The following is a 12,832-nucleotide window of genomic DNA, read 5'->3' as shown; positions in this document are numbered from 1 at the left end:
AACTGGCAGAACCGACGCAGCGGGGGATAAATCGCGACGTGGGTCAGGTTTCATGCGCAAGGGGATGCAGCGGGCGAATCGGATACTGCTTTGGAATGCATGAACTGTGGGAGCGAATTCATTCGCGAAAAATCCGTCAGGCGACACAAATGCGTTGAATGTCCCCTCTTCGCGAATGAATTCGCTCCCACAGAGGAGGGCGTCTGTGGGGTCGCGTTCCGTCAATTACTGGAAAGCTTGTCCCCACGGGCGAATTTCCAGGTGCGGATGATTTCCAGTCGGTCGATGTCCGACAGGTCGCCGGTAAATGGCGCGAAGGGCGCGGCAAGTCGGACGATGCGCTGGGCTGCCTGATCCAGCAGCGGCTGGCCGGAAGACTCCAGCACCAGCACTTCATACAAAGAGCCGTCCCGGTTGATCGACACCATCATCCGCAGGCTGCCGTAGATCTGCTGGCGGCGCGCTTCTTCGGGGTAGTTGAGGTTGCCGATGCGCTCGATCTTCTTGCGCCAGTCCTCTTTGTACCAGGCGCCCTTGTCGCGCATGGTCGAGGCCGCGCTCAGGCGATGGATCTTCGGACGCTTGGCGTACGCCTGCTGCTCGTCGGCCAGTTCGGCTTCGAGGCTGGCGATTTCGCTGTTCAGCTGCGTGCTGTCGAAGGTCGGCGCGGCTTTCTTCGGCTCTTCGGTTTTGACCTCGTCCCGTTTGGCGACGGTCTTTTCTTTCGCAGGTGCCTTGGTGGCGACGGCGGTCTTGGGCGCTTCCTGCTTCACCACCGGCTTGGCGGCAGGCGGCGGGGTCACCTTGTTGATCTGGGTGTCTTGGTATGGCGCGATTTCGGTGGTCTTGGGCACCGCTTTCTTGTCGAGCGTGCCGCTGCCTTGCTGGTTTTCCTGGGCAAGGAAGTCTGCATCCTTCGGCTTGGTGTCGCTCTTGAAGGGGGCGAGGGTGATTTCCAGGGTCTGGCTGATGGTTTCGGGTTTGACGTAGGTGAAGCCCACCCCAAGGATCAGCGCCAAATGCACGAGGGCCGCGATCAGCAGGGTAAAACCCAGACGATCACGCGGGCGCACGTGGGTGCGGGTCAGGGCCATCGGGAGATCACTGTCGACCGCCGCGTTCATCGGCGCTCCGGAATCACATGAACCAGCATTGCGAAAACCAACCTAAGGCGAAATTCAGGCCGCGCATGATAACGCAATGTCAGGGACGTCTTGGGGTTTGATGACGGCGGGCCGATTAGTGGGTGGTGAACCGGATTTGCTTTGCTTCTGCCGAAGGCGTAGGAGCTGGCTTGCCTGCGATCTGCCGGGAACCGGCAGTAAAATCGGTGGACGCGGTATTTCAGGTACACCGCGTCGTCAGGGTTTACTGCCGCTGCGCGCCAGATCGTAGGCAAGCCAACTCCTACGCAAGCGTGACTGCGTTAATGCAACAAAGGCGACTTAGCGCGCCTTCAGCTTCTTCTCGATCGCATCCATCAGCAGCCCACCAATATCGGTGCCGTACGCATTGTCGATTTCGCGGATGCAGGTCGGGCTGGTGACGTTGATTTCGGTCAGGTGGTCGCCGATCACGTCCAGGCCCACGAACAACAAGCCCTTTTCACGCAAGGTCGGGCCGATTTCGGCGGCGATCCAGCGGTCGCGGTCGCTCAGCGGGCGGGCTTCGCCACGGCCACCGGCCGCCAGATTGCCACGGGTTTCGCCCGCTGCCGGAATACGCGCCAGGCAGTACGGCACCGGCTCGCCATCGACCATCAGAATGCGCTTGTCGCCGTCCTTGATCGCTGGCAGGTAGGCCTGGGCCATGATCTGGTGCGCGCCGTTGACGGTCAGGGTTTCGAGAATCACTGACAGGTTCGGGTCTTCAGCGCGGTGGCGGAAGATCGAGGTGCCGCCCATGCCGTCCAGCGGCTTGTAAATCACGTCGCCATGTTCGGCGGCGAAGGCCTTCAGAATGTCGGCGCGACGACTCACCAGCGTGGGCGGCGTGCAGTGCGGGAATTGCGTCGCGAACAGCTTCTCGTTGCAGTCGCGCAGGCTTTGCGGCTTGTTCACGATCAACGTGCCCGCACGTTCGGCCTGTTCCAGCAGGTACGTGGTGTAGATGAAATCCATGTCGAACGGCGGGTCCTTGCGCATCAGGATCACGTCCAGATCGTCGAGGCCGTTGTCGATTTCGGCTTCGAATTCGAACCAGTGCTCCGGGTTCGCGAAGACTTTCAGCGGTTTCATGCGGGCGCGGGCCTGACCGGCTACCTGATACAAATCCTGCTGTTCCATGTAGAACAGCGACCAGCCGCGCGCCTGCGCCGCCAGGAGCATGGCCAGCGAGCTGTCCTTTTTATAGGAGATGCGCTCGATAGGGTCCATGACAATGCCAACGCGAACGCTCATGGGGTATATCCTCTGTCCGGTAATGGCCTGAGTGGGCCTGAAAATACGCGTCAGGGTGGCGCTGCGCTGGCTCGCGGTCAAGGGGCAAGCGTGGCGCATTTGCTTTATGGATTGCGCCTTTAGAGTGTGCTAAAAAGGCTCGGCATCTGACGTCAGGTCAGTTGTCATATACCCCTCTAGATGGGGGTTCAGCGATTCAAACAGCACCAGAAGCCAGGCAGAAGGCAAACCCATCTGAATCGCCTTGGCGATGGTAGAGCAGATATGGAACAGCATTCAGCCCCACTGAAAGTCATGATCATCGACGACTCGCGCACGATTCGTCGGACCGCCGAGACGCTGTTGAAGAACGTCGGTTGTGAGGTGATCACTGCTGTCGATGGCTTCGATGCTCTGGCCAAGATCGCCGATAATCATCCAAGAATCATTTTTGTCGACATCATGATGCCCCGGCTGGACGGGTATCAGACCTGTGCGTTGATCAAGAACAACCGGGCATTCAAGTCTACGCCGGTGATCATGTTGTCCTCCAGGGACGGGCTGTTCGATAAGGCCAAGGGGCGTATCGTCGGGTCCGATCAGTTTTTGACCAAGCCGTTTAGCAAGGAAGAGCTGCTCAGTGCGATCAAGGCCCACGTGCCGGGGTTCGTGGCAGTAGAACAACAACTATCTTGATGCCGTGCCTTCCGTGAGGGGCGGCTGTTTCTATGGGGATGCACCATGGCTCGAATTCTGATCGTCGACGACTCGCCGACCGAAATGTACAAGCTGACCGGGATGCTGGAAAAGCACGGTCATCAGGTGCTCAAGGCTGAAAACGGTGCCGATGGCGTCGCCCTGGCGCGTCAGGAAAAACCCGATGCGGTGCTGATGGACATCGTCATGCCCGGCCTGAACGGCTTCCAGGCCACCCGCCAGCTGACTAAAGATGCCGACACCAACATGATCCCGGTGATCATGATCACCACCAAGGATCAGGAAACCGACAAGGTCTGGGGCAAGCGCCAGGGTGCGCGGGATTACCTGACCAAGCCGGTGGACGAAGAAACCCTCATGAAAACCCTGAACGCGGTGTTGGCGGGCTGAAGGCCGGCCAGCGTCCATGGCTCAGTCACAAACTGCCTTTCAACTGCTGCTCGACATCGACCAGCAGTGCCGCTCGTTGGCGGCCGGACTTCCGTTGCAGGAAACCCGGCAGCAAGGCTGGAGCGGCATCGGTTTTCGCATGGGCGAGCATTTGTACGTCGCGCCGATGGGCGAAGTCGACGAAATCCTGCATGAGCCTCGCTATGCCGCGCTGCCAGGCGTGAAGCCTTGGGTTCGGGGCATCGCCAACCTGCGCGGGCGGTTGTTGCCGATCATGGATTTGCACGCTTTCTTCGGCCATGAACTGTCGCCCTTGCGCAAGCGGCGCCGGGTGCTGGTGATCGATCATCAGGACGTGTTCGCCGGTCTGCTGGTGGACGAGGTGTTGGGCATGCAGCACTTCAATGAGCGCAGCCTGATGCCGGAATCCCCTGACGACAGCGATCCCGACATTGCGCCCTACCTCCAAGGCCGCTTCCTGCGCGAGCAGGCCTGGCGGGTGTTCAGCCCCAGAGCGTTGGTGCAATCGCCGGGCTTCATGAATGTCGCCCTTTAATCCGGTTTGGCCACACAACCGAACGTCAGGCGGAGCCCTGAGCAATGAGTAATACCGGCAAGTCACTGGAAGGAGCATTCAGCCGCTCGCAAATCGTCGTGCTGTTCGTCTGCCTGATCATTTTCATCATGTTGCTGTTCGTCAACTTTGCGTACCTGAGCACGCAATCCAACTACGACAAACAGTACATCGGCCACGCGGGCGAGCTGCGGGTGCTGTCCCAGCGCATCGCCAAGAACGCCACCGAAGCGGCGGCGGGCAAAGCTGCGGCCTTCAAATTGCTGGCCGACGCGCGCAACGATTTCGACACGCGCTGGGAATATCTGAAAAAAGGCGATAAAAACACAGGGCTTCCTGCGGCACCGGTCGAAGTCAGCGATGAGCTGAAAGCCGTGCAGAACGACTGGGAAAATCTGCGAAAAAGCACCGATGTCATTCTCTCCCGCGAGCAAACGGTGCTGTCCCTGCATCAGGTGGCTGCGACGTTGGCCGAGACCATCCCGCAATTGCAGATCGAGTCGGAAAAAGTCGTCGATATTCTGCTGCAGACCCGTGCCCCGGCCAGCCAGGTCGCGCTCGCTCAGCGTCAGTCACTGCTGGCCGAGCGCATTCTCGGCGCCGTGAACACCGTGCTCTCGGGCGACGAAACCGCGGTTCAGGCCGCTGACGCGTTTGGTCGGGATGCCAGCCAGTTTGGTCGCGTTCTCAACGGCATGCTGGAAGGCAACGCAACGTTGAAAATCACCCAGGTCGAAGACCGCGACGCTCGCGCACGACTGGCCGAAATTGCCGAGCTGTTCCAGTTCGTGTCGGGATCGGTTGACGAAATTCTGGAAACGTCGCCGGAATTGCTGGATGTGCGCGAGTCTGCGGGCAATATTTTTACGCTGTCCCAAACGCTGCTCGACGAAGCGTCGGTGCTGGCGAACAGCTTCGAACACATGGCCGGCGGGCGGAAAGCCAACATCTACGTGGGCTATCTTCTGGGCCTGCTGGCGCTGGGGTCGATCATCTTGATCGGCCTAGTGATGGTGCGGGAAACCAACCGCCAGTTGCGCGAGACCGCCGAGAAAAGCGAGCGCAACCAGACCGCGATCATGCGTTTGCTGGATGAAATTGAAGATTTGGCCGACGGCGACCTGACGGTGGCGGCGTCGGTCACCGAGGACTTCACCGGTGCCATCGCTGACTCGATCAATTACTCCATCGATCAGTTGCGCGAGCTGGTGGCGACCATCAACCTCACCGCCGAGCAGGTGTTCGGCGCGGTCAAGGACACCCAGACCACCGCGACCCAACTCGCCGCAGCGTCCGAGCATCAGGCGTTGCAGATTGCGGCAGCGTCCAACGCGATCAACGACATGGCGATGTCCATCGATCAAGTCTCGGCCAACGCAGGCGAATCGGTGGCCGTGGCCGAGCGCTCTGTGGAAATTGCCAACAAGGGCAACGAGGTGGTGCACAACACCATCAACGGCATGGATAACATTCGCGAACAGATTCAGGACACGTCCAAGCGCATCAAACGCCTGGGCGAGTCTTCTCAAGAAATTGGCGACATTGTCAGCTTGATCGACGACATTGCCGACCAGACCAACATCCTTGCGCTCAATGCCGCGATTCAAGCGTCCATGGCGGGAGATGCCGGGCGGGGCTTTGCGGTGGTGGCGGACGAGGTTCAGCGTCTGGCCGAGCGTTCGTCGTCGGCGACCAAGCAGATTGAAACACTGGTCCGGGCGATTCAGAACGACACCAACGAGGCCGTCATCTCCATGGAGCAGACGACGACTGAGGTGGTGCGGGGCGCACGTTTGGCGCAGGATGCCGGTGTGGCGCTGGAGGAAATCGAAGGGGTCTCCAAAGTGCTGGCGGCGCTCGTCGAAAGCATCACCAACGCCGCGCAGCAGCAGGCCGCGCTGGGCCAGCAGATTTCGGCGACCATGACCGTGATACAGCAGACCACCACGCAGACCACGTCGGGCACCGCAGCCACTGCGCAGAGCATGGGCAATCTGGCGAAGATGGCCAGTGAGATGCGCCGCTCGGTGTCCGGTTTTACACTGCCGCCATCGCGGGACTCACATTGATCGTCAGGTCACAGGACTTGGGCAACTGGAGCCACCATGGCTGACCGTCACGACTACGTGGCCCTGGAGTGGGTCAAGGGCGAGATCGCCGACACCCTGAAGCACGCCCGGCAGGCACTCGACATTTTCGTCGCGCGTCCTCATGACCCTGCGGCCATGGACGTCTGCCTGGGCTTCATCCATCAGGTCCACGGCAGCCTGCAAATGATCGAATTCTATGGCGCCGCGCTGTTCGCCGAAGAGATCGAGCAGCTCGCGGTGGCGCTGCAAAAGGGGCATGTTGGGCAAGAAGCCGAAGCCGTCCAGCTGTTGAACCTGGCGATGAGCCAGTTGCCGGTGTACCTGGACCGTGTGTATTCCGCCCGACGCGACCTGCCGCTGGTGGTGCTGCCACTGCTCAACGACCTGCGCAGCGCACGAGGCGAAAGCCTGCTCTCGGAAACCAGCCTCTTTTCGCCGCAACTGCTGTCGATTCCGGAGCTCGACGAACAGGCGCTGGCTGAGCGCGACTTTCCCGAACTTCCCGTCAAATTGCGCAAGTGGCGCCAGAGCCTGCAAACCGCACTGGTCGGCCTGCTGCGCGAACAAGACATGCAGACCCAGCTCGGCTACATGAGCAAGGTCTTCGCCCGCCTCGAAGTGCTGTGTCGGGATGCGCCGCTGGAGCCGCTGTGGCGCATCGTGTCCGCGCTGGTCGAGACCATGGCGGGCGGGCATTTCACCAACAGTCCGGCCCTGCGCAGCCTGTTCAAGGATGCCGACAAGGAACTCAAGCGGCTGCTGGAACAGGGCATCGCAGGCATCAATCAGCCCGCTCCGGATGAGCTGCTGAAAAGTTTGCTGTTTTACATCGCCAAATCTGACAGTCAGGCGCAAAGGATGATGGATTTGAAGGATCAATACGGCCTGGCCGAAGCCCTGCCTGCAAGCGCGCTGGTGGATGAAGAGCGCACCCGGCTGGCCGGCCCTGATCGGGACGCCATGCGATCGGTGATCATCGCCTTGTGCGATGAGCTGGTCGGCACCAAGGAGCGACTGGACGTTTTCGTTCGTGGCGACCGGCAGCACGTGAGTGAGCTCAATGCTTTGCTGCCGCCTCTTCGGCAGATCGCCGACACGCTGGCGGTGCTGGGTTTCGGCCAGCCGCGCAAGGTCATCATCGATCAGCTTGCCGTGGTGCAAGGCATGGCCCAGGGCCAACGTGAACCCAATGACCCGACCCTCATGGACGTCGCTGGCGCGTTGCTCTACGTCGAAGCAACGCTGGCAGGCATGGCCGGGACGGTCGACCAAAGCAGCCCCGAAGAAAGCCGTCTGCCCACCACGGACCTGAGCCAGATTCACCAGTTGGTCATCAAGGAAGCCCGCGCCGTGCTGCAGCAGGCCAAGGACGCCATCGACGATTACCTGGATGGCGAGCGGGATCGCGAGCGGTTGTCTCCACTTTCTGCGCAGCTGACGCAGGTGCGCGGCGCGCTGGCGATGATTCCGCTGGCCCGCGCATCGGGGTTGCTGGCAGCGTGTAATGACTACATTGTCGAGCACCTGTTGAAAGACGGTCAGCGTCCGGCCTGGTCGCAGCTGGACCACTTGGCCGACGTCATCATCGGCATCGAGTATTACCTGGAGCGCATGGCCGAAGACCCGGAAGCGCCGGGCGAGCATGTGCTGGACCTGGCTCAGGAAAGCCTGGCCAAACTCGGTTATTCGCCGGTCGCCGAGGCCGACGTACCGGTCCTCGAAGAGATCGTGCGTCAGGACGAGCTGCACGAGCCAGCTGTGTCCAATGATGGCCAGAGCATCGCCCAAGTCCTGGCCAGCCCGGTGTCTGCCGTCAACCCGCCTGCGCGCCACGTCCCCGCCAGTCTGCTGCCGCCGCCCAAGGACGAACCGCCGGTGGACGATGAACTGCGCGACGTGTTCCTCGAAGAAACCGATGAAGTGCTCGAAGCGCTGCACGAATATTTGCCGCGCTGGCTACACGATGCCGAGAATCTGTCGGCGCTGGGCGAGATGCGTCGGGCGTTTCACACGCTCAAGGGCAGCGGGCGCATGGTCCGGGCGCTGATCATTGGTGAGTTGGCATGGTCGGTGGAAAACCTGCTCAACCGCGTGCTTGAGCGCAGCGTTGAACCTACAACGCAAGTCCAGCAATTGTTGCGCGACGTGCTGATGCTGCTGCCGGATGTCATCCGGGACTTCGCCGAAGACGTGCAGCGTCAGCGCGACGACGTGGACCTGCTCGCCGGCCGCGCCCACGCGCTGGCGCAAGGCGAAAGCGCAGCGCCTGAGTTGGCGGCACCTGTCCCGGTCGCAGAGCCGGAAGACGAGGGCTTCGACCCGCAATTGCTGGAGATTTTCCGTCAGGAAGCCCACACCCATCTGGACGTGCTGAATCGCTACCTCAACGCCGCTCAGGGCGAAGAATCGCCCTCGTTCAGCGACGAGTTGCTCCGCGCCTTGCACACGCTCAAGGGCAGCGCCTACATGGCGGGCGTGTTGCCGATGGCCGAATTGGCCAGCCCGCTTGATCAGTTGGTGCGCGAGTTCAAGACCAACCTGATCGCCGTCGGCTCGCCTGAAATTGATTTGCTGCGCTCCGCCGAACCGCTGTTTCATCAAGGGTTGGCGCAGCTGGATGTCGACCCGCTGATGCCCATCGAAGGCGCTGGCGCATTGATCGCCGCCGCTCACGAACTGCTCGACGACAGAATGGCCGCTGCCTTGAGCGCCGACAACAACGGCCTGCGCATTCGCCGTAATCCGCAACTGATCGCCAGCTTCCTGGCCGAAGGCATGGACATCCTGCTGGACGCCGAAAACCTGCTCAAACGCTGGCGGCAGCATCCGGGTGAGCGTCAGGAGCTCAACGCGCTGCTCGATGAACTGACCATGCTCGGTCACGGCGCGCACATGGCGGATCTGCCGCAGGTCGATGAATTGTGCGAAGCCCTGCTCGACCTGTATGGCGCGGTTGAAGAGAGCAGTCTGGCGGTCAGCGACCGCTTCTTTCATGAAGCCGAAAACGCCCATGAAGCACTGATCAACATGCTCGATCAGGTCGCGGCGGGTCAGCAGGTCCAGCCATGCCCTGAGCGGGTTCGGGCACTGCGCGAGTTGCTGGAAGAAGGTCTCGACCCGTCTGCCATGGGCGTGATCAAGAGCGAAGGCGGGCTGGCGACCCACGTGACGGAACTGAGCGAGGCCACCGGTCATCTGGAGGCTGAGCCGATTGAAGCCAAGTCCGAGCGAGACGACATCGATCAGGAAATCGTCGACATCTTCCTTGAGGAAGCCGTCGACATCCTCGACAGCGCAGGCCATGCACTTCAGCGCTGGCTGGACGACCCCGAAAACCCGATGCCGCTCTCTTCGTTGCAACGGGATTTGCACACCCTCAAGGGCGGCGCACGGATGGCCGAAATCGGCCCAGTCGGCGACCTGGGGCACGAGCTTGAATCGCTTTATGAAAGCCTGATCGACCGACGTTGCAGTCACACCCCGGCGCTGGCGGATATGCTGATCCGCAGCCACGATCATCTGGCCTTGATGCTCGAACAGCTGCAAAACCGCAGCGAACTGGCCTCTCCCCAAGCCTTGATCGAATCAATCCGGTCGTTTCGACAATCCACAGGGCCGGTGCTGGCACCCGACGCCGAGCCGAGAAACGTCGGCTCGATGATCCAGCCGCTGGACGAGCGCGATCCCGAGTTGCTGGAAATCTTCCTCGAAGAAGCCGACGACATCATTGAGAGTTCCAGCGCCGCGCTGGTGCGTTGGCAGGCCGATCCGCAAAACACGCTCGAAGTGGAAAACCTGCTGCGTGACCTGCACACCCTCAAGGGCGGTGCGCGGATGGTGGAAATCGCCCCGATTGGCGACCTCGCCCATGAAATGGAGTCGCTGTACGAAGGCCTCGCCTCCGGTGCGCTCAAGAACAGCGCGCTGCTCAACGGCCTGCTGCAAAGCGGACACGACATGCTCGCTGACATGGTCGATGCCGTGCGCGGTTACGAGCCGTTGCCCAACCCGGCGCTGCTGATCGAGAGCATTGCGCACTATTCCGCTTCGGGCGGCGTTCAGGAAGTCATCGCCAAACCGGCGGAGATTTCGCCCGTTGTAGCACCGTCAGTTGCAGAGCCAGCCCCCGCCGCGCCAGCCCCCGCCGCGCCGGACGCCGAAGCCGAGCGCAGCGGCCCGGAAATGGTCAAGGTGCCTGCCGAGCAGTTGGAGGATTTGGTGAATCTGGCGGGTGAAACGTCGATCTTCCGGGGCCGCATTGAACAGCAGGTCAGCGACGCCCAGATCACCCTCGCCGAGATGGAAACCACCATCGAGCGGATGCGCGACCAATTGCGTCGATTGGACATCGAGACCCAAGGCCGAATTCTCAGCCGCGATCATCAGGCCGCGCGTGAGGGCTACGAGGAATTCGATCCGCTGGAAATGGACCGACATTCGCAATTGCAGCAGTTGTCCCGGGCGTTGTTCGAGTCCGCGTCCGACCTGATGGACCTCAAGGAAACCCTGGACACCCGCACTCATGAGGCCGAAACGCTGCTGTCGCAGCAGGCGCGGGTGAACACCGAGTTGCAAGAAAACCTGATGCGCACGCGCATGGTGCCTTTCGAACGCATGGTGCCGCGCCTTCGCCGCATCGTGCGGCAGGTGTCGGGTGAACTGCACAAGAAGGTCAAGTTCGATGTGGTCAACGCCGAAGGCGAAATGGACCGCAACGTCCTGGAACGCATGGTCGCGCCGCTGGAACACATGCTGCGCAACGCCATTGACCACGGCCTGGAAAGCACCGAAAAACGCCTCGCCGCGGGCAAGTCTGAAACCGGCCACATCACCCTCAGCCTTGCGCATGAAGGCGGCGATATTGTCATTGAACTGAGCGACGACGGCGCCGGTGTCGATTTCGAAGCCGTGCGGCGCAAGGCGATCAAGCGTGGCTTGATCGCCTCGGATGCCGAGCTGAGCGAACACGACACCTTGCAGTTCATTCTTCAGGCCGGTTTTTCGACCGCTGAGACCATCACGCAGATCTCGGGGCGTGGCGTCGGGATGGACGTGGTGCACGCCGAGGTGAAAGAGCTGGGCGGCTCTATGGTCATTGATTCGAGGTCGGGGCAGGGCGCACGGTTTCGCATTCGACTGCCGTTCTCGGTCTCGGTGAATCGAGCGCTGATGGTGCAGTGCGGCGACGAGCAATACGCGGTACCGCTGAACAGTGTCGAAGGCATCGTGCGCGTGATGCCCGGTGAGCTGGAAACGTATTACCAGTCAGCGCCCCCGCGTTATCAGTACGGCGAGCGCACGTATGAGCTGCGCTACCTCGGTGAGCTGCTTAACAATGGCCAACCACCGAAATTCTCGGGCCAGACCCAACCGCTGCCGGTGCTGCTGGTGCACGTGCATGACCAGTGGGTGGCCGTGCAGGTGGACGCTTTAATGGGGTCGCGGGAAATTGTCGTGAAAAACCTCGGCCCGCAGTTCGCGGGCGTGCAGGGGATTTCCGGCGCGACCATTCTCGGCGACGGGCGCGTGGTGCTGATCCTCGACCTGTTCGCCCACATCCGCCGCTTGCACGCACAGATGCTGGCGTTGCAAGTGTCGGGGCAGGCGCCGTCCCGTTATGTCGAACCCGAACAGGCACGTCCGTTGCTGGTGATGGTGGTCGACGATTCGGTCACCGTGCGCAAGGTCACGGGCCGTTTGCTGGAGCGCAACGGCATGAACGTATTGACCGCCAAGGACGGGGTGGACGCCATGGCGTTGCTTCAGGAGCACACGCCGGACGTCATGCTGCTCGACATCGAAATGCCGCGCATGGACGGCTTCGAGGTGGCCAGCAAAGTGCGCGAAGACGAAGCGTTGAAGCACCTGCCGATCATCATGATCACCTCCCGCTCCGGGCAAAAACACCGGGATCGGGCCATGGCGCTGGGGGTCAACGACTACATGAGCAAGCCGTATCAGGAAGCGGCGCTGCTGGAGAGCATCGCGCACTGGAGCCACGTGCATGTCTGACACCACGACTCAAACCGCACGCCTGACCAGCCTCACCGGCCTGCTCATCCCCTTGAGCGACCGGCACCTGCTGCTGCCCAACGTGGCTGTCGCCGAATTGATCGACTATCAAGACAGCGTCGCCGACCCCGCCGCGCCTCAGTGGTACCTGGGCCCCATCAATTGGCGCCACCGCAGCCTCCCGTTGCTCTGCTTCGAAGCCGCCTGCGGCAACCGCGCCCGCGTCGGCGGCCGAGCGCGCATCGTTGTCCTCAACGCATTGGGCGGCAGGCCAGACCTGAAGTTCATCGCATTGCTGACCCAAGGGATTCCACGGTCCTGCAAACTGGACAGCCAGTTGAGTTACGTCGATGTGCCGCTGGCCGAGCTGGAACTGGCGGCGGTGCAGGTGGGCGAGACGGTCGCGAAAGTGCCGGATCTGGTGGGGTTGGAGCAGTGGTTGGTGGATGCGGGGTTGGTGTAGGGGGAGTCGTTGTGGATACCAATGACCGTGGGAGCAATGCGACGGGCGCCAGCGTTTGATTCTGGCCGAAGGCCGTGGGAGTTGGCTTGCCTACGATCGGCCCGGGGTCGCGCTCGACCGTAGCGTCAGCAAAATCAGACGATCTCATCAAAGCGATGGCGTCATTTTTCGCCAACCCTATTCATTCGCTGGACTATGAGCCGAATAC

Annotated in this window: 8 protein-coding genes; 6 read left to right on the top strand and 2 right to left on the bottom strand. The window is 61.5% G+C overall.

Going from position 1 to position 12,832, the window contains the following annotated elements:
- Positions 1 to 221: 221 nt before the first annotated feature.
- Both ACIQAL_RS25455 and gshB read right to left on the bottom strand, forming a co-directional pair.
- A complete protein-coding gene (locus tag ACIQAL_RS25455; protein WP_401150334.1) occupies positions 222 to 1,124 on the bottom strand; it encodes a TonB family protein in 903 nt (300 codons plus the stop codon).
- A gap of 321 nt (positions 1,125 to 1,445) precedes the next feature.
- Positions 1,446 to 2,399, bottom strand: a complete 954-nt coding sequence (gene gshB / locus ACIQAL_RS25450) for a glutathione synthase (protein WP_401150332.1) — start codon at positions 2,397 to 2,399, stop codon at positions 1,446 to 1,448.
- A gap of 264 nt (positions 2,400 to 2,663) precedes the next feature.
- Here gshB and pilG point away from each other — a divergent pair, with 264 nt between their 5' ends.
- From pilG to ACIQAL_RS25420, 6 genes are read left to right on the top strand one after another with little or no spacing between them, the layout of a single operon-like run.
- Positions 2,664 to 3,074 carry a twitching motility response regulator PilG gene (pilG, locus tag ACIQAL_RS25445; protein ID WP_341961371.1) on the top strand — a complete coding sequence of 137 codons (411 nt, stop codon included), beginning with the start codon at positions 2,664 to 2,666 and terminating at the stop codon, positions 3,072 to 3,074.
- Between the two features lie 45 nt (positions 3,075 to 3,119).
- Positions 3,120 to 3,485: a twitching motility response regulator PilH gene (pilH, locus tag ACIQAL_RS25440; protein WP_093468272.1), complete on the top strand. Its 366-nt coding sequence runs from the start codon at positions 3,120 to 3,122 to the stop codon at positions 3,483 to 3,485.
- 16 nt (positions 3,486 to 3,501) lie between these two features.
- Positions 3,502 to 4,041: a chemotaxis protein CheW gene (locus ACIQAL_RS25435; protein ID WP_401150330.1), complete on the top strand. Its 540-nt coding sequence runs from the start codon at positions 3,502 to 3,504 to the stop codon at positions 4,039 to 4,041.
- Positions 4,042 to 4,085: 44 nt separating this feature from the next.
- Positions 4,086 to 6,128, top strand: coding sequence for a methyl-accepting chemotaxis protein (locus tag ACIQAL_RS25430; protein ID WP_401150328.1), 2,043 nt, complete (start codon positions 4,086 to 4,088; stop codon positions 6,126 to 6,128).
- 36 nt (positions 6,129 to 6,164) lie between these two features.
- A complete protein-coding gene (locus ACIQAL_RS25425) occupies positions 6,165 to 12,161 on the top strand; it encodes an Hpt domain-containing protein (RefSeq protein WP_401150327.1) in 5,997 nt (1,998 codons plus the stop codon).
- Positions 12,154 to 12,624 carry a chemotaxis protein CheW gene (locus ACIQAL_RS25420; RefSeq protein ID WP_341961375.1) on the top strand — a complete coding sequence of 157 codons (471 nt, stop codon included), beginning with the start codon at positions 12,154 to 12,156 and terminating at the stop codon, positions 12,622 to 12,624. The genes ACIQAL_RS25425 and ACIQAL_RS25420 overlap by 8 nt, the downstream gene beginning before the upstream one ends.
- Positions 12,625 to 12,832 lie beyond the last annotated feature (208 nt).

The sequence above is a fragment of the Pseudomonas sp. NPDC088368 genome (genome assembly GCF_044753445.1).
Lineage (GTDB): Bacteria > Pseudomonadota > Gammaproteobacteria > Pseudomonadales > Pseudomonadaceae > Aquipseudomonas > Aquipseudomonas bambusae.
This window is presented reverse-complemented; position numbering and strand designations above follow the sequence as displayed.